The organism is Brevibacterium pigmentatum (assembly GCF_011617465.1).
Lineage (GTDB): Bacteria > Actinomycetota > Actinomycetes > Actinomycetales > Brevibacteriaceae > Brevibacterium > Brevibacterium pigmentatum.
On the sequence record NZ_CP050153.1, the window covers coordinates 3,008,425 to 3,024,846 of the forward strand.

Consider the following 16,422-nt stretch of genomic DNA (forward strand, 5'->3'; position numbering starts at 1 on the left):
GGGACGGCTCGCCTCCGGCGTGCAGCAGCCGAGTGGTCCTGCGGTTGTCAACGATCGCAGCGTGACTGTCCTCAGTGCTCGCTGCAACAGTCCCGGACTCATTGACGTCGTGGTCCTTGTGCAGCGATTCCGGCAATGTAGCGACTGTCTCGGTCTTCGGATTCCACAGAGCTTGGGGGCTGTAATCCAAATCGTCGGTGGAGACGCCTCACTGAACAGCCCGCGACCGTTGAATCAATGCCTTCGGATTTGTCGTTTGTTGTGGTTTCGGCGAACGCCGGAGCACTCGAGCTTCCGAACGCGTTGCTCCGGCGAGCGCGCATGCGGCCAGAAGTGCTCCCGCCGTAGCTGCGCCATTATTCGGTACTGTCTTCATCTGCATTGCCACCCCTGCTTCCTCAGCGGGCTTCACTGTCCGTTCACAGTCGCTGGCCCCTTCCGCACACGGGCCGAGTGCGCGGCCTGGAACCAATATTTATAATGCGATTGCATTTTAACGTGATGCACGAGTGCTTCAATCCACGACGCTTGAGAATTCGCTCATCGACCGCTGAGTTGCAATCCACGCGTGTAAAGCTCGAAGAGCGGACTGACGGATTTAGTCTGTCGCGAAACGTTCGGCAGCCGTGGGGAAGGCGGTTACGCGTCGTCGAGGATGAACCCCGCTGCTCGCCACGCCATGGCCATGACTGGCCCGTTGATGTTGCCGGAGACCATGGTCGGAAGCACCGATGCGTCCACAATCCGCAGTTGGGACACTCCGCGTACGCGCAGTCGGGAATCGACCACGTCGTCGTCGTTCGGACCCATCGCAGCGGTTCCGATCGCATGATAGCCGGCAGATCCGGTACGCAGCCCGGCGTCGATGATCTCCTGGCTGGTCTGCACATCAACGCCCGGAGCGGTCTCGTGCTCGATCCATTTCTCCAGTGCACTGGTCGAGAACAGTCTGCGAACGAAGCGAACGATATCGACAGTCGTCTGCCGGTCATACTCCGTGGTGAGATATCCGGGTTCGATATCGAGGTCAGCGTCCGCTTCCGACGCCGTAATCCTCACTACTCCCCTGCTGGTTGGCCGGAGCATGTAGGCGATGCAGAGCAGCCCGGGGTCTCGTTCGACCTCGATGCCTCTGCCCTGTTGCGGAGGCAGCATCGAAAACGGAGCGACCTGAACCTGGGCATCGGGTCTCTCCAGCTCCGGGCGGGTCTTGAAGAATCCCACCAGATCGAACGACGGCGCGGCCATCGGCCCGTCTCGCTGCGCCTGATATCGGGCCATGGACTGCTGCCGCCCCTCAGCAGTGGCAAGCAGTCGATTGTAGCCGACGTCTTCGGTCAGCCGGTACTGCAGAGTGAACACACGGTGCTCGCGCATTCCGGCACCGACGTTCGGGCTGTCGACCACCTGGCGGACTCCGGCGGCATCAAGTGTGGCGCGGTCGCCGATGCCGGAAAGTTGGAGCAGCTTCGGAGTGGCGAGAGCACCGGCACACAGAACGACTTCTCCCGCGGCGGCGAATTCTGCTGTCTCCCCGCCTCGCCGCACCTCGATACCGATGGCTCGGCCGTCGTCGACGACGACTCGGTCGACTCGGGCGCCCAGGGCGACGGTGAGGTTGGGACGATCCGCGATCGGGTGGAGGAAGGCGTCGGCCGCGCTCCACCGACGTCCGCCGCGGATCGTCGCCATCGCAAAGCCGATCCGCTGCCCCTCGGCGTCATTGTGATCGGACACCCGTCGCCACCCCATCTCGACGCCGGCCTCGACGACATCCTCGAGCAGCCGGTCGCCTCCGCCTGCAGTAGAGATGTGCAGCGGTCCGTCGCCGCCTCGGGTCGCGGAGGGTCCGAACTGATGCGCCTCGATTGATCGGAACGCGGGCAGCATGTCCTCCCATCCCCACCCATCATTGCCGAGGGCCTTGAGAATCTCATAATCGGCCCGTTCTCCTCGGTTGTACACCATCCCGTTGACCGAGCTGGATCCGCCGAGGGTCTTCCCCCGCACCCAGTATTCGATCTGCTGATCCGGTCCGAAGGGACGGGTCGGGTAGTGCCAGACGGATTCGGGATCGCCGAGCAGCTCCCCGAATCCGCGTGGAATCGCGATCATCGGATTGCTCCTGTCGCTGTCTCCGGCCTCGACGAGCAGGACGCTGGTCTCCGGGTCGGCGGAGAGACGATTGGCGAGCACACATCCCGCCGAGCCTGCACCGACGACGATATAGTCAAAGTGGTTGATCATCAGTTTCTCCTCACATCATCGAAATGTCTCATGCGTCCCTCCTGCCGAAGACCGCCGACGCCCCACCGAGGAACACCGTTGTCCAGACGATCAGAGAGAACAGGGCCAGGGCCGGGGCAAGGAATTCCGCGTCACCCGGTCCCGCCGTGCCGGAGAGGCTGTGCAGCGCCGGTCCTGGTAAGAACGGGAGCAGAACACGTTGCCACCCCCCGGGAAGGACGCCGATCAGGGCCGGGAGAAACATGAGCGACAGGGCGATGACCACGGCTCCCCCGGTGCTGCGGCACAGGAACGCCGAGGCGGCCGCCGCCGTCGCGTAGAACGGCACCATCACTGCGCTGCCGACGATCACACGAAGCAGGTACGGATCGTTCACGTCCAAGGGGCCGACCCCGTACCCCAACAGAAGCGCCTGCGCCACGGCGAACACCGCTGCCGCCGCCGCCGCGCCGCATCCCACTGACACCGCAGCACACCAGAGGATCTTTGCCGAGAAGAGACGGACACGACTCGGTGTGACGATCAAGGATGTGCGTATCATTCCCGATGCGTACTCACCGCCCACCGTCCATGCCCCGAAGACGATGGCGACCAACGTTGCCGCATCGATGCCGAGCGCCGCGGTTCCAGCGATGTCCGTCTGGGAAAGTTCGTCGAGGGATTCGGACTGTGTGGCACCTGTCGTCGTCAGAAAGAGGGCGGCACAGGCTGCCGCCAGGACCACTGCCGACAACCACAGCCTGCGCGGGAGATGAAGCGAGAAGAACTTCACCGCCTCCGACCGCAGCGCCGCCGGCAGCCGAACCCCGGGTGCCGCACTCTGCCGAATCCTTACACTCGTCGCACTCATGATCTTCCTTCCCCGTCAGCGACGTCTTCTCGTTTCGTCAGAGACAGGAACACGTTTTCCAGGCTCGCCTCTGGCCGCGACAGCTCGTGGAGCGGGATCCCCTGCTCCGCGGCGATGTCTCCGATCGTTGCGGCGGGTACGCCGATCACGATGAGGGACCCGGCACCGGACGAAGGCTCGTCCACAGTGATGCCGTGTTCACGAAGAACCGCGAGCAGTGCCTGGCTCTGCGGAGTCCGGACCGTCACCCGCTCGGTCTCAGCTCCGACGTCGTCGATGTCGACGGCGACGACGAGTCGTCCCCGGTCGATGACGACGACCCTGTCGACCGTCTGCTGGATCTCGCCGAGCTGATGACTCGAGACGAAAACCGTTCGCCCCTCGGCCGCCAACATCCTGAGGAGGTCGCGCATCCATCGGATGCCGGCAGGGTCGAGCCCATTGGCGGGCTCGTCGAGAATGAGGGTGGCAGGGTCTCCGAGGAGCGCCGCCGCGAGACCCAGCCGCTGGCACATTCCCAGCGAGAAACCCGAGATCCGCCTGTCGGCGGCGTGGCCGAGTTCCACCTCATCGAGCACCTCGGCGACCCTGGCCCCGCTCATTGCCCCGGCCTCGGCGAGCCAGCGAAGATGCTGGCGTGCGGTCCTGCCGGTCTGCAGTGCCGTCGGATCGATGAGTGCGCCGACCTCGCGCATCGGAGCGGATGCGCCTCGATAGGGGCGGCCGTTGACCGTGACGTGTCCAGCTGTCGGCCGGTCGAGACCCAGGATCATCCTCATCGTGGTCGTCTTCCCTGCCCCGTTGGGACCGAGGAACCCGGTCACCACACCGGGCTTCGCGTCGAAGGACAGATCGTCGACTGCCCGAACCGCTCCGTACTGCTTCGTCAGTCCACTGGCCGAAATCATTAGGCGCATTCTCCCTAAGTCGGTTATCATGCACTTGCACTGTAACGCAGAAACGCGCGTTTTTAAATGCATTCGCATGATGAAGATATGGAGGTGGTGTTCCGGTGCCCAAGATCGTCGATCACGAACAGCGCAGGAAGCAGATCGCAGAAGCCGTATGGGCGATTGTCGCCTTCCGCGGCTTCGAAGCCGTGACCCTCCGATCAGTCGCCGGCGAGGCGGGGGTTTCGATGGGAACGGTCCAGCACTACTTCACGAACAAGGAAGAGATGATCTACTTCGCCTGCACGCAGTTCGTCGAACAGGCGACATCGGGCGCCGAATCACTGATGGAGCAGTCGAACGACCCGGATGCGCCGCGGACGATCATCCGCGCCATCATGCAGCAGACCATGCCCCTTACCGAAGAGCAGCGTATCGGCAGTGCCGTATGGCTGGCCTTCGTCTCACGCGCAGCCGTCGACGACCAGCTCGGGGAGTTCATCCGGGAGGCGTGGAACGGTCTGCACAGATTCGTCAGCGCTCAGCTGAGAACCGCTCAGGAGGCCGGTCAGGTACCGACGGCCCTCAATACCGGGATCGAGGCGGCGAGCCTGATCGCATTGGCTGACGGCCTCGCCTCCCACCTGCTTGTCGGTCAGCACACCGCGAAATTGGCGATCGAGGCGGTTGACCACCGGCTTGAGCAGCTGTTCACCGACTGACACGGAAGGCAGGCCCACAGTCCGGAGACCGGCTCCCCTGCCTCCGCCGGGGCCGACTGCCGAATCCCCGTGAGCGACGTCAACGGATCGAGTTTAGTTCTTCTGCGGGCGCATTGCTCGTGTCGCGCCGGACGCGAAGCTTCCGTACGAGTTCGACCACAGCACCGAGGACGACGGCCAGACCGACCCCGACGGCGACCCCGATAAGCGGCTGTTCATGGAACACCACTCCCCCGGCATAGCCGATTCCTGAACTGTACACAGCCCAGGCCAGCCCGGCGATGCTCGAGAACAGCGCGAACCGCGCGCGGGGATAGCGAACTGCCCCCGAAGCAAAAGTCGTCGCCGTCCGTCCGCCCGGGATGAATCTCGCACCGATAATGAGCATTCCTCCGCGCTCGTGCAGCCCCTTCCCTGCCCAGCGATACACGCTGCCGCCCCAGCCGCGGAGCCGCAGCAGCCGAGACAGCCGCCCGGTGCTCCTCCCGAGCTGGTGAGTGAGATGATCGCCGAACACCGCCCCGATCGCGGCCGCGGCTACGAGCAGAGCGACGTCCGGTTCGCCTTGAGCGGCATAGGCACCGGCAGTGATGACCAGCGTCTCTGCCGGTATCGCCGGAACGGTCGAATCGAGAGCGACCACCAGCGCGACGAGCCCGTAGAGCCACGGAGAGGCGACGGTCTGCTCCAGCAGATTCAGGAATGCATCCATGCACGCCCCTCTCGGGTCGGAACGGAATGCGCGGACGCGACCGCCCGGTAGTGGCCGAGCAGCCGGTCACCCACAGCCTGCCACGACTGCCCCTCCAACCCGGCGCGAGCATGCCGACCCATCCGCCGTCTCCGTTCGGGGTCCGCAGCGAGCTCGTGCACGGCTCGGAAAAGGGAGTCGGAGCCCTCGGTCGAATAGAGCAGTCCGTTGCGCCCGTGGTCGACGCGCTCGAGCAGTCCGCCAGCCTCTGGTCCGATGACAGGAACGCCTGAGGCGAGCGCCTCCTGCGCCGACTGGCAGAATGTCTCCTCTGTCCCCGTGTGGACGAACAGATCGAACGAGGCGACGACCTCGGCGAGGTCCTCACCCGATCGCGGGCCCAGGAAAACGGCGTCTGGCAGGAGCGCCCGGAGTCCGGGCTCGCTGGGCCCCTCGCCGACGAGCACCAATCGGATCCCAGGCAGATCCTGAAGACCCTGCAGGCGTTCTAGCGATTTCTCGGGCGAGAGCCTGCCGACGTAGCCGACGACAACCTCTCCCCCGGGCGCCGATTCGCGTCGTCGGGACTCCGATCGCTTCTCGGGGGAGAACAGCTCGAGGTCGACTCCCCGCGGCCAGTAGTGGACGCGTCGCACACCCAACTCCTCCAATTGCCGGCGGCTGATGTGCGAGGGTGCCAACGTCCGGTCGGCCAGATGATGAATGCGTCGGAGGCGGTGCTCGAGGGCTGGCCGCCAGCGGTTCATGCCATAGCGGTCGGCGAAGCCTGCGACATCGGTCTGGTAAATGGCCACGGCGGGAATGCCGAGTCGATACGCTGTCCGCGCAGCCGTGGCACCGAGAACGAAGGGAGACGCCAGGTGCACGACATCGGGCTGGAACAGACGCATCAGTCGCGACAGATCCCACGCCGGGGTGACGCCGAGGCGGAACCCCGAGTAGCCGATGAGCGGAACTCGCCCCGTCGTGATCACCGGAGCACCAGCGTACTCGTCGGGGCCGGTCGGGGCGACCACGGCCGCGCTGTGTCCGCGCAGCCGAAGGTGGTCAAGGGTCCGGCAGACCGAACCGGTCACGCCGTTGACCTGGGGCAGGAAGGACTCTGCGACTACCAGTACCCGGAGTTGCCGGTCCGGCTGGTCGTCGACGGGGATGTCGGGCACGGGGGATGAACGATACATACGGATACTTTCGCTTCAACGTTGAGGCTTGTGATGTGGGATCGAAATTTTTTTAATGCAACTGCATTTTAATTGACCTCGCCCAATGTCGCAATGCGGTAGCATTATAAAAATCCGAGACGATGACATCGAGGACGATGATGACCACTCACACCAAAGCTCCCCCGACCCCCACATCACGGCCCCTGCATCTGCGGGGACGAATTCTGCCCGAAGGCAAGGTGCGCGACATCTGGATCGCCGAGGGGCGGATCTCCCGCGAGCCAGTCGACGGCTCGGAGACGATCGCCCCCGGAGGGTGGATCCTTCCAGCACTCGTCGATGCGCATGTTCACCTGGGCATCGCAGAGATCGGCGGCCCCCTGGATTTCTCGGTGCTCCGAAATGACATGAGACAGCTCGCCCACTCGGGAGTCGGCGCAGCCAGGATTCTCGGCTCCCCAGAGCGGCTGCCCGCTCACATGCTTTCACTCCCGGGCGAACCCCAGCTGCTCACCGCGGGAGTTCCGGTCGCGGCGTTCGACCGCTTCATCTCGGGTTGGGGCCGCCGTGTGCCCGATCGACTCCTCGCCCAGGCATGTGCCGAAGAGGCCCGATGCGGGTGGAGCAAGATCATCGCCGATTGGTTCGACCCCGACGGAGGCTACGGGCCTTCGTTCTCGGCCCACGCCATCGAAGCGACGGTCTCCACAGTGCACGGCATCGGCGCTCGTATTGCTGTGCATACCCAGAGCAGCGTGGCCGGAGCCCGGGCGGCAGCGGCCGGAGTCGATTCGATTGAGCACGGCATGCATCTCCCTCCCTCCGCGCTCGACGACCTGGCCACTCACGGCGGATTCCTCGTACCCACCGGATTCGTCTTCGAGCAGCTGAAGCACTCGATGCTCGACCGTTCGCAGCCGACCGATCTCCGCACATGGTTCGCAGAGGGACTCGAGAACCATCCAGGCATGGTGATCGGGGCCCGTGATCGGGGAATCCCTGTGCTCGCAGGCACCGATCTTCCGGTGGGCGCACTCGTCGACGAGGTGGCCTGGCTGCATTGCGCCGGGCTCAGCGCCCATGACGCCGTGGGCGCCGCCAGCTGGACTTCCCGGGAGGTCCTAGACCTGCCCCGCCTGCGTCATGGCGATCGCGCGGATCTGATCTGGTTCGCCCATGACCCCAGAGATGACCTGGAGATGCTGCGCTCGCCCGAGCTGGCCGTGATCGGCGGCGAGGTCAGTGCGGCAACACTCTGACCCGGCGGCTCGTTCACCTCAGCGCGCCGGGAGTCCAGCGCGAAAGGGCAGCCGATTCATGCACAGGCAGACTCCGAGTACGGTCAGCCAGGCCCAGGCAAGGACCGTGAATGGCACGATCACGGCAAAATTGATCGCTACGGCACCGACGATCCAGCCGAGTCCGATGACGGCGCCGATGATGCCGAACACTCGGCCGCCGGTCTCCGCTCGGGCCAACAGCAGGCCGGTGAGCGCCACCGCGAGTCCCAGCAGTGCCTGGGCCACGAACGCTGTGCTGCCGAGCACCAGCAGAAGGGCCTCAGTCCGCTCAACCACCGCGGCCCGATCGACCGCTCCCGACAGGTACTGATCTGCCGCGGTCGAGAGCCCGATGGCATGAATGCCGAAATACACACCGAAGACCCCGGCGGCAACCGCCCAGACCGATCCCGTCGCCCGCGAAAGCGGCCCCGGCAGGCCGGGCAAGGTCCGCAGAAACGCCAGAGCGATCACCCAGAGGACAACGGCGAGGATGTTGACCAAGTGCGCAGCCCTCCAGCCGGACGCGTCGGAGACGTATTCCAATGTGGCCGCGGCATCGTCGATCGGAGGGTTCCCATGCAGGACCGACGGCAGAATATACAGAACGACGCCGGCGAGTATGAGCACGCCGGCTGCTCGCGGCGCGCCTCTGTCACTTCTGGTCACGTGCTCAGTGCTGGTCATGTGAACATCGCCCCCATGGACGCGATCGCCGCAATTCCGATCAGCACCGCCCCGGCGCCTGCGCCGAGGCAGAACAGCCCCACGCCAATGCCAACTGGAGAGCCCCATCCGTGCCATTGCTGCTGAAGCTCTGCCGACCGAGCCTCTGTCATCTGGTTCGCCTGGTCTTCACTCATTCTCTTACTCCATTTCGTCCCGCCAAGCGGGAATAGACATATTATGTCGTTCGCCAATATACATACGCTCGACATAAAATGTCTACTATGGCGAAACGGAATGATGAAGCAGAGACCGAAACCACGGAATACGCGAAGAGAAAGACCGCTCCAACCGAGTCCCAAACGAAGAACCAACCTGCATTGGCAGCCCTGATCCTTGCACTCCTCGAAGAGCATCCGATGCACGTCTACGGCATGCACAAGCTCATGCTCGAGCGGCGCCTGGACCACCTCGTCAACATCGAACGACGAAACAGCGTCCAGCAGGTGCTCAATCGCCTGCATCGCGAAGGACACGTCGAGACGGCGGACGGCAAGACCGGGCGCAGGATCGTCTACCGCATCACGGATACCGGTCGCGCGCTCTTCTATGATTGGCTGCGCACCGAGATCAGCCGCCCCCGAACGGAGTATCCGCGCTTCACGGCGGCCGTATCATTGCTCGGACTGCTTCTGCCCACCGAGGCGATCGACCTACTCGCCGCGCGCCGAGCAGATCTCCATGACGCGTCCGCGCACCTGAAGGAAGAACTGACCCAAGGAAAATTCCTTCCCGAGGTCCTGACCCTGGAGGTCGACTTTCGCCTGACCACGACCCAGGTAGAGATCGACTGGCTCGATCGAGTCATCGCACGACTCGATTCGAAGCAGCTCACCTGGGAACGCGAGGACCTGCTGGCACTCTCCACCGCAACTCATCTTCCGAAAGAGTGAGTGAATCGTCTGCACAGTCGGAATTGGCAGCACCTGAATGCGGTCGTAAGCCCGCGAAGCTCAGTGGATGCACCCCTTCGCCGGCGCTCCGAGGCGTCCACTTCCGGCGGCATTCGCCCTCATGACGACTGAGTCAGCCACGGATACGAAGGAAGCCGGCGGGAAGTCGCGAACATGTCTGTCACCTTCATCAATAAGTCGAGCAGAAGACGATTCTTGAAGGTAAAGTCGCGCAAGCCTATCCCGAATCCGCTGGGCGGGGCAAGGAAACGTCCCGCGTTGCCTGACCTGGCCACCCGGGCACACTTGTGCATGATCGTTTCATATCGAGCCAATGCGGCGTCGGGAGCCCGACCGGGTTCAGACAATGCGCCAGCCAACACAAACGCCCCCACCACAGCCAGCCCGGTCCCAAAACCGCCAAGCGTATTGCCATATGCCGCGTCACCGACAAGGACAACTCTATGAGTGCGGTAGCTGTCCAAGCGGACCCGGCTGATTTCGTCTAAGTAGAATTCCTGAGCACCCTCCAGTCGGGCAAGCATCTCCGGTATGCGCCACCGCATGGAAGCGAAAGCGTCAGCTACATATCGCTTCTGCCGCTCCGAGTCATAGCGGTCATCGAGGCGCCGCGCATCAGCGAACACATACAACTCCGGGGCCTTCGGGCCGCCGGTGGCGGCCAAGAGTCCCGGCTCGTTGTACCAGTAACCCCAGGCCCGCCCCTCCCCCGCTCGCTCACCGGCAGCGACCCGATCGGCAGATTCGCCTCCGACAACTGCATAGTGGTAACCCAGATGCTGAACGTTCCTTTCGTCGGGACCGAACGCAAGCTGCCGGACGCTCGAATGCATTCCGTCGGCGCCCACCACCAAATCGAAGCTGCCCTGCCGTCCGCTGCGAAAGACCGCCTCGATCCGATCGTCAACCGTTTTCAATGACTCGAGACAGTCATCGAATACATATGCCGCTCTCGAAGCGCTGCGCTCGAACAAGAGCCGCGCGAGGTCGCCGCGCAGAATCTCCACATCGCCTCCGGTGAATTCGTGCGGAATGATCGCCCGCAACCGACCATCCGGGCCAACGATTCTCTGATCGACTGGCGATGTGCGCATTCTGCAGATGTCTTCCCACACACCCATCTGATCGAGCACCATTCGATGGGTCTGGCCTTTGAAGTCAACTGCCTGTCCGCCGACCCGAAGCGTTGAGGCTTTCTCCACTACTTGCACTTCGTGACCTTGGCGCGCCAGCCAATACGCCGCGGAAGTCCCTGCAATTCCTGCCCCTGATATCAGAATTTTCACGAATACGACCTTTCTGACCTTATAAACTGTGTCTGGCGGACACATATTAGTGTCCATCAGACACAGTGACAATGATTGAAAGGCCGCGAATGCCCAAGGACACGTTGCTCGAGTTCCTATGGTCGGATCCGAAAACCTCAAGACGGGGGCCAAAACCACAGGTCAACCGGGGTCGAATCGTCGAAGCCGCAATCAAGATCGCCGACAGCGAAGGTATCGATGCAGCTTCCATGCAACGGATCGCCGTCGAGGTCGAGGTGACCAAAATGGCACTCTATCGACATATACCGGGCCGGTCTGAACTGATTGGCCTAATGATCGAAGTCGGCTTGGGCCCCGCCCCCGCCGTCGCTGGGCCCTGGCATGAGGGGCTGCGCAACTGGGCCGATGCGATGGAAACCGCCCTCTCGCGCCACCGGTGGCTGTCCTCGGCACTGGTCGGCCCGCGCCCCATAGGGCCGGGCGAGCTCGGGTGGACCGAAGCAGGCCTGGATGCACTGAGCGATGCGCCCCTTTCCGCCTCAGAGCGACTCGACACCTTGGTCCTCGTAGGCTCACATGTACGAGGCATCGTCGAACAAAACGGCGTTCACACGACGGCCACGGAACGAGCCAGCGGAGCCCGGCTGACCGCCCTCCTGCGCGAACATAGGGAGGAGTTTCCACTCAGCATGGAGGCCTACTCCGGAACCGCGACGGCCGACACCGCCGACCAGGCCTATGACTACGGCCTGCAACGGATATTGGCCGGGGTCGCTGCACTCATCGAAAGCCGATGAACTCAGATCAACCGCACGCTCGGCTCATGCCGAGTACTGGCGAACGGCCCCCTGAAACTACGTCTCAAGGCTCCCCCTATGGGGCAGGTATGGCGAGACAGCGAGTGCCACGCCGAACTCGAATCGATAGCCAACTTTTCCATGCAAACGCATTGCCACGGGTCGCCGCGGCCTAATACAATGCAACTGCATGACAACATGCAGTCGGTCCGCGACGAGGTAGACGACGGAACAGCACACAGAGTCGCATGCGTCGCGGTCCGACCAACTGAGGAATACACGTACGCATTCAAAGAAGGGAATGGTCATGCAGGTCAGAGAACACGGGAAGAGTTCCAACACGGCACGAGCGACGTCGCTTCTGGCCGTCGGCGCATTGTGCGGGTCTGCTATTGGACTATCCGTCGGAGCTTTCAGCGGTTCCGCTGCAGCAGCTTCCGGGCAGTCCGAGAACTCCAAGTGCTCAGTCAAGAAGCTCGAAGAACCCGACGGGACGACGAGTTCCGAAGCGACCGATGGCTCCTCTGACGGCGACCTCCATATCGGATATACGCATGACGATGGAAGCGCTCAAGCTGCACTGTGGTCCCTCGGAGAAACGGACGACGAACTGCCCGACGTCGAGGACTTCTCACCGACAGGGGTCAACGACGACCACATCGTCGTCGGCACGGGCGGCGAGGAACGAGCGAGTGATCGCACGTCATATCTCTACTACGACGGTGAGATCCGCACCCTTGAAGCCCCTGCAGGCGAGACCGCCGCAGTCGCCGACATCAATGCCGCCGGAGACAGCGTCGGACACGGATCGGACGGCAGCGCACTGCTGTGGCGTCTCGACTCTGAAGACGAGCCACGCAGGCTGTCGTCGCCTCATGGAGATGCTCGAGCAGTGAGCATCGGCGACAACGGCAGAACCAGCGGCAGCGCCGACGGCAAGGACGGGGAAACCGTTCCGGCACTCTGGCATTCCGATGGCGAGTTCGATGAGCTGCCCGGGCTCGACGATGCCGAACACGGCGTCGCCGCGAGCGTCAGTGGTGATTTCGCCGTCGGGACATCGGGTCCCAGCCCCGACGCCAGCGCCGACGTCATGTGGAATCTCGCTGAGAACACCGTGACCGAACTGCCGGATTCACTCGCCGAAGCCAATGACATCAACGAGTCGGGTGTTGTCGCAGCGACCACCGATGATGGCCACGCAGCGGTCGTCGACGATGGCGACCTCACCGAACTCCCGCGTCTCGCCGGCGGTGAGTCGAAGGCCGAATCGATCACGGATTCGGGCCAGGTCGCGGGAAGCAGTCAAGATGCCGCAGGAAACTGGCACGCAGTGGTCTGGTCCGGCTGCTGAAGAGTCCAGCGCACAGATCTGCCGGGCAGCGTCTTGCAGAATTCGATCCGACCGAAGTCTGCTTAGATGGTGCCCGGCAGGCCCACACACCAGCACAGATGATGGAGGAATCATGCACAACGACAAGAACAGTTCGCCGCTGACGGCAATGAGCGGAACTCTGCTGGCAGGTCTCGGAGCCGCTGCACTCGTCTTCGCGCCGATGCAGGCCCATGCCGATACCGCCGCTCCCTCGGAAGACGGAACCTCGGCCGACAATGAATCCACGCTCGGTCCGGACGGTTACAAGTCCCTCGAACTCGGGCAGTCCGAAGAGGAAGCGCTCGCCACGGATCTCATCACCGATCGGCAACAGATCGGGGACTGCACCTGGTACAACCTCAAGAAGTCCGAGGGCGAACAGAATCCCGGCTCTGGTGTGGTGATCTCCCCCGATCGCGGGGTGGTGAACATTCCGGGCACGCAGAGCCTGAATACTCCAGAGGGCATCACGATGGGGTCGGTGAACAACGACAAAGGTTCGACGACCGAGCAGATCGAGAATGCCTATGACCGCTATACGGTCGACAAGACCGGGCCGGTTCCCATCTACACCGCCCCTGCCCCGGGAAACTCGAAAGCACATTACATATTTGCGATCGGAGAGGATGACAAAGTCAAGGACTTGGGCCTGACCTCCGACGACGACGGCGGGTGCGGACTCAACGACTGAGTCGGTGAGGCGCCCGACGCAATAGGAGAACAATGCAGTTCCATCTCAACGGGTTCCGACCCGGCGATCCGGACATCCACCCTGCAGTCGACATTCGCCCAAACGAATTGACCACCGAGGCCGACGTCCTCATCGTGGGAACCGGTCCGGCCGGTCTCGTCCTCGCCGCGCAGCTGGCGGCCTTTCCGGACATCTCCGTGCGCATCGTCGAACGTCGCGAAAGGCCTCTGGAACTGGGGCACGCCGACGGCATCATGTGTCGGACGGTCGAGACGTTCAACGCATTCGGCCTCGCCGACGGGCTCGTTCGCGAAGCCTATGGGATCAACGAGACAGCTTTCTGGGGCCCAGACGGCGACGGTCCGGCCCGGATCGTACGCACCGGCCTGGTGGATGACGTTCCCGAGGGGATGACCGAGTTCCCCCATGTCGTGCTCAATCAGGCTCGCGTGCAGGACTACCTCCTCGAGCACATGGCGAACTCTCCGTCTCGATTGGAGCCGGAGTACGGAATCGAGGCCGCAGATATCACCATCGCCGATTCCGGCAGTCATCCCGTCACCGTCACAGTACGCCGCACCGGTGACGACGCCTCGGCGCCAGTGTCAGTGCGTGCGAAGTATGTCGTCGGTTGCGATGGCGCGCGAACTGCGGTGCGAAGAGCACTCGGCATCGGCATGACCGGTGACGAGGCGAACCACGCGTGGGGCGTGATGGACGTTCTCGCCGTCACCGACTTTCCTGATGTCCGTCGCAAGTCCGTCATCCAATCCGCGGCAGACGGAAACGCCCTGCTCATCCCCCGTGAAGGCGGTTACCTCATCCGACTCTATGTCGATCTCGGGGAGCTCGATCCGTTCGATCCTCAGGCGCGGAGCCGGTTCACCATCGATGCCATCATAGAAGCAGCGCAGCGGATCTTCCGTCCGTACCGGTTCGACGTCAAGGAGATCGCATGGTGGTCCGTCTACGAGGTCGGCCAAAGGATCGCGGAGCGGTTCGACGATGTGCCTGACGAGGAACGGGGGGCGCGCACTCCACGAGTCTTCATCGCAGGCGACGCCTGTCATACCCACAGTGCGAAGGCCGGGCAGGGTATGAATGTGTCCATCCAGGACAGCTTTAACCTCGGATGGAAACTCGCCGCAGTGCTTCAGGGTCGCAGTCCTGCACGGCTGCTGCGGACGTACGATCAGGAGCGACGGGAGGTCGCTCAGTCCCTCATCGACTTCGATCTGAAGTGGTCAGCGGCCATGGCTTCCCGACCATCAGGGACGGAGGATTCCTCCGTCCCTGGGATGAGTTCGGCCGAACGGCAACAGCTCTACACCGAGAGCGCGAGATTCACCTCGGGATTCGCTACTGACTACCCACCCAATATGATCACCGGCACCGGTGACCATGAGGATCTCGCTAAGGGATTCCCTGTCGGCGAACGGTTCCACTCGGCACCAGTGATCAGACTCGCCGACGCCAGACCCGTGGAGATCGGGCACCAGGCCGAAGCCGACGGACGGTGGAGAATCTACCTCTTCGCCGACTCCATAGATCCTCGCTCTTCTGACTCGGCCGCATCTCGCCTCTGCGAGTTCCTGGCCGAATCGTCAGACTCACCGGTTGTCCGCGCTACCCCAGCCGCCGCCGACCCGGATTCGAGCATCGACGTACGAGCGGTGTTCCAGGCCGACCATCGCGATCTCGACATCACGCAGCTGCCGCCGCTCCTGCGGCCTCGCAAGGGCAGGTACGGACTGATCGACTACGAGAAGGTCTTCTGCACGGGCCGCGGGAAGGCTCCGGACATCTTCGACCAGCGCCGTGTCAATCGCAGAGACGGAGCGATAGTTGTCGTCCGCCCCGACCAGTACGTCGCCGAGGTGCTCCCGCTGGACGGGGTCGATCGACTCAAGAGCTTCTTCACGGGCATCCTTTGCGACGCTTCGGATGCTCGTACACCCACCTCGACGCGGCTGACTTCCACAAAGCGCTCGCGTGGAACGGGGAACCTGAACTCGTGGAGGAACTCGGCCGCAGTTGACTGCGCCGCACCTACACCAGAATGAGGGGCTAAGCAGAGATCAGCCTTCGAACAGCGGTGCGAAGCCTGCGGGCAGCTGTGAGCGGAGATCGTCGACCTCGCCCTCGGAGACTGCGGCGTCAAGCGTCGAAATTACCGCACGCGCGTAGGCACGGGCGGTATCAGGATCGATCCCCTCGCCCAGCTGATCAGCCAGACGACGAAGGAAATCGTCGACGTCGTCGGTCAGCGGCGCTTCCGAGCCGTGCCGTTGGAGCGGCTCCTGCAGTTCGGCAGGAAGCTGGGCGCCCAGCTCCGCCGCCTCTCCTCCTTTGAGCTGTTTGCCGAGGTTATCCAATACCGTCCGAGTCACGACGGCAGCGCTTTCAGGATCGCCGGGTCCGCCAGTTTCGGTGACGTTTTTGAGGAACTCATCACTGCGCATGTTCAAACACCTTCTTCCGGTTCGCAGTCTTTTGTCACGTCGTCAGTGCGCTGGCCGATCTCATCGGTGGACACCTCCGGGTGCGTCGCCTTCGGGCTCCTGCGGGACTGCTTCGACGACATCGTCTTTGTTTTCGAACTGTCGATCCGGCAGAGCTCGCAGAGCCTGAAGTGTCTTCGCAGTGGCCGAGCGTTCGGTCGCATAGTCGATGAGCTCGGTCTTCGAGGCTGGGAATTCCATCCCCTGCAGGGCCTTCTCGGCACGGAGTTCGTCACGTGTGGTCATCGGTGGTTCTCCTTCATCTGTGATTCGTATCTGTGTTGTC

The 16,422-nt window shown here is 63.2% G+C and carries 17 protein-coding genes; 7 read left to right on the forward strand and 10 right to left on the reverse strand.

Annotation, left to right across the window (positions count from 1 at the left end):
- Positions 1–639: 639 nt before the first annotated feature.
- From GUY30_RS13610 to GUY30_RS13620, 3 genes are read right to left on the reverse strand one after another with little or no spacing between them, the layout of a single operon-like run.
- Positions 640–2,247: a GMC family oxidoreductase gene (locus GUY30_RS13610; RefSeq protein ID WP_208091420.1), complete on the reverse strand. Its 1,608-nt coding sequence runs from the start codon at positions 2,245–2,247 to the stop codon at positions 640–642.
- Between the two features lie 28 nt (positions 2,248–2,275).
- Positions 2,276–3,097 (reverse strand): ABC transporter permease subunit, encoded by an 822-nt coding sequence (locus GUY30_RS13615; protein WP_167198609.1) that lies wholly within the window; start codon positions 3,095–3,097, stop codon positions 2,276–2,278.
- A complete protein-coding gene (locus GUY30_RS13620; RefSeq protein WP_167198612.1) occupies positions 3,094–4,005 on the reverse strand; it encodes an ABC transporter ATP-binding protein in 912 nt (303 codons plus the stop codon). The genes GUY30_RS13615 and GUY30_RS13620 overlap by 4 nt, the downstream gene beginning before the upstream one ends.
- Before the next feature lie 104 nt (positions 4,006–4,109).
- Between GUY30_RS13620 and GUY30_RS13625 the strand changes: the two genes are divergently transcribed.
- Positions 4,110–4,709, forward strand: a complete 600-nt coding sequence (locus GUY30_RS13625; RefSeq protein ID WP_167198615.1) for a TetR/AcrR family transcriptional regulator — start codon at positions 4,110–4,112, stop codon at positions 4,707–4,709.
- 79 nt (positions 4,710–4,788) lie between these two features.
- Here GUY30_RS13625 and GUY30_RS13630 read toward each other — a convergent pair whose 3' ends face one another.
- Together GUY30_RS13630 and GUY30_RS13635 are read right to left on the reverse strand one after the other, a co-directional pair.
- Positions 4,789–5,421 (reverse strand): DedA family protein, encoded by a 633-nt coding sequence (locus GUY30_RS13630; RefSeq protein ID WP_167198618.1) that lies wholly within the window; start codon positions 5,419–5,421, stop codon positions 4,789–4,791.
- Positions 5,406–6,602, reverse strand: a complete 1,197-nt coding sequence (locus GUY30_RS13635; RefSeq protein ID WP_167198621.1) for a glycosyltransferase family 4 protein — start codon at positions 6,600–6,602, stop codon at positions 5,406–5,408. Before GUY30_RS13635 ends, GUY30_RS13630 begins: the two co-directional genes overlap by 16 nt.
- A gap of 140 nt (positions 6,603–6,742) precedes the next feature.
- Between GUY30_RS13635 and GUY30_RS13640 the strand changes: the two genes are divergently transcribed.
- Positions 6,743–7,843 carry an amidohydrolase family protein gene (locus tag GUY30_RS13640; RefSeq protein ID WP_167198624.1) on the forward strand — a complete coding sequence of 367 codons (1,101 nt, stop codon included), beginning with the start codon at positions 6,743–6,745 and terminating at the stop codon, positions 7,841–7,843.
- An 18-nt stretch (positions 7,844–7,861) separates the two neighbouring features.
- Here GUY30_RS13640 and GUY30_RS13645 read toward each other — a convergent pair whose 3' ends face one another.
- Positions 7,862–8,494 carry a hypothetical protein gene (locus GUY30_RS13645; RefSeq protein WP_208091421.1) on the reverse strand — a complete coding sequence of 211 codons (633 nt, stop codon included), beginning with the start codon at positions 8,492–8,494 and terminating at the stop codon, positions 7,862–7,864.
- 53 nt (positions 8,495–8,547) lie between these two features.
- On the reverse strand, positions 8,548–8,727 hold the full coding sequence (locus GUY30_RS13650) for a hypothetical protein (protein ID WP_167198630.1): 180 nt from the start codon (positions 8,725–8,727) through the stop codon (positions 8,548–8,550).
- 87 nt (positions 8,728–8,814) lie between these two features.
- Here GUY30_RS13650 and GUY30_RS13655 point away from each other — a divergent pair, with 87 nt between their 5' ends.
- A complete protein-coding gene (locus GUY30_RS13655) occupies positions 8,815–9,483 on the forward strand; it encodes a PadR family transcriptional regulator (protein WP_167198633.1) in 669 nt (222 codons plus the stop codon).
- A 119-nt stretch (positions 9,484–9,602) separates the two neighbouring features.
- On the opposite strand, the gene GUY30_RS13660 is transcribed toward GUY30_RS13655, so the two are convergent.
- Positions 9,603–10,790, reverse strand: coding sequence for an FAD-dependent monooxygenase (locus GUY30_RS13660; RefSeq protein ID WP_208091422.1), 1,188 nt, complete (start codon positions 10,788–10,790; stop codon positions 9,603–9,605).
- An 89-nt stretch (positions 10,791–10,879) separates the two neighbouring features.
- On the opposite strand from GUY30_RS13660, the gene GUY30_RS13665 reads away from it, so the two are divergent.
- The 4 genes from GUY30_RS13665 (at position 10,880) to GUY30_RS13680 (ending at position 15,698) form a co-directional block, all read left to right on the forward strand.
- Positions 10,880–11,569: a TetR/AcrR family transcriptional regulator gene (locus tag GUY30_RS13665; RefSeq protein WP_167198636.1), complete on the forward strand. Its 690-nt coding sequence runs from the start codon at positions 10,880–10,882 to the stop codon at positions 11,567–11,569.
- Positions 11,570–11,876: 307 nt separating this feature from the next.
- Positions 11,877–12,923: a hypothetical protein gene (locus tag GUY30_RS13670; protein WP_167198638.1), complete on the forward strand. Its 1,047-nt coding sequence runs from the start codon at positions 11,877–11,879 to the stop codon at positions 12,921–12,923.
- Positions 12,924–13,035: 112 nt separating this feature from the next.
- Positions 13,036–13,635: a hypothetical protein gene (locus tag GUY30_RS13675; RefSeq protein WP_167198641.1), complete on the forward strand. Its 600-nt coding sequence runs from the start codon at positions 13,036–13,038 to the stop codon at positions 13,633–13,635.
- A 32-nt stretch (positions 13,636–13,667) separates the two neighbouring features.
- On the forward strand, positions 13,668–15,698 hold the full coding sequence (locus GUY30_RS13680) for an FAD-dependent monooxygenase (protein WP_167198644.1): 2,031 nt from the start codon (positions 13,668–13,670) through the stop codon (positions 15,696–15,698).
- Positions 15,699–15,713: 15 nt separating this feature from the next.
- On the opposite strand, the gene GUY30_RS13685 is transcribed toward GUY30_RS13680, so the two are convergent.
- A complete protein-coding gene (locus tag GUY30_RS13685; protein WP_167198647.1) occupies positions 15,714–16,097 on the reverse strand; it encodes a DUF2267 domain-containing protein in 384 nt (127 codons plus the stop codon).
- A 60-nt stretch (positions 16,098–16,157) separates the two neighbouring features.
- A complete protein-coding gene (locus GUY30_RS13690) occupies positions 16,158–16,382 on the reverse strand; it encodes a DUF2795 domain-containing protein (protein ID WP_152347459.1) in 225 nt (74 codons plus the stop codon).
- Between the last annotated feature and the right edge of the window lie 40 nt (positions 16,383–16,422).

Excerpts from the sequence above, each read along its gene's own strand:
- GUY30_RS13610 (WP_208091420.1), bottom strand. The coding sequence starts at position 2,247 with ATGATCAACCACTTTGACTATATCGTCGTCGGTGCAGGCTCGGCGGGA.
- GUY30_RS13615 (WP_167198609.1), bottom strand. The coding sequence starts at position 3,097 with ATGAGTGCGACGAGTGTAAGGATTCGGCAGAGTGCGGCACCCGGGGTT.
- GUY30_RS13620 (WP_167198612.1), bottom strand. The coding sequence starts at position 4,005 with ATGATTTCGGCCAGTGGACTGACGAAGCAGTACGGAGCGGTTCGGGCA.
- GUY30_RS13630 (WP_167198618.1), bottom strand. The coding sequence starts at position 5,421 with ATGGATGCATTCCTGAATCTGCTGGAGCAGACCGTCGCCTCTCCGTGG.
- GUY30_RS13635 (WP_167198621.1), bottom strand. The coding sequence starts at position 6,602 with ATGTATCGTTCATCCCCCGTGCCCGACATCCCCGTCGACGACCAGCCG.
- GUY30_RS13640 (WP_167198624.1), top strand. The coding sequence starts at position 6,743 with ATGACCACTCACACCAAAGCTCCCCCGACCCCCACATCACGGCCCCTG.
- GUY30_RS13650 (WP_167198630.1), bottom strand. The coding sequence starts at position 8,727 with ATGAGTGAAGACCAGGCGAACCAGATGACAGAGGCTCGGTCGGCAGAG.
- GUY30_RS13655 (WP_167198633.1), top strand. The coding sequence starts at position 8,815 with ATGGCGAAACGGAATGATGAAGCAGAGACCGAAACCACGGAATACGCG.
- GUY30_RS13665 (WP_167198636.1), top strand. The coding sequence starts at position 10,880 with ATGCCCAAGGACACGTTGCTCGAGTTCCTATGGTCGGATCCGAAAACC.
- GUY30_RS13670 (WP_167198638.1), top strand. The coding sequence starts at position 11,877 with ATGCAGGTCAGAGAACACGGGAAGAGTTCCAACACGGCACGAGCGACG.
- GUY30_RS13675 (WP_167198641.1), top strand. The coding sequence starts at position 13,036 with ATGCACAACGACAAGAACAGTTCGCCGCTGACGGCAATGAGCGGAACT.
- GUY30_RS13680 (WP_167198644.1), top strand. The coding sequence starts at position 13,668 with ATGCAGTTCCATCTCAACGGGTTCCGACCCGGCGATCCGGACATCCAC.
- GUY30_RS13685 (WP_167198647.1), bottom strand. The coding sequence starts at position 16,097 with ATGCGCAGTGATGAGTTCCTCAAAAACGTCACCGAAACTGGCGGACCC.
- GUY30_RS13690 (WP_152347459.1), bottom strand. The coding sequence starts at position 16,382 with ATGACCACACGTGACGAACTCCGTGCCGAGAAGGCCCTGCAGGGGATG.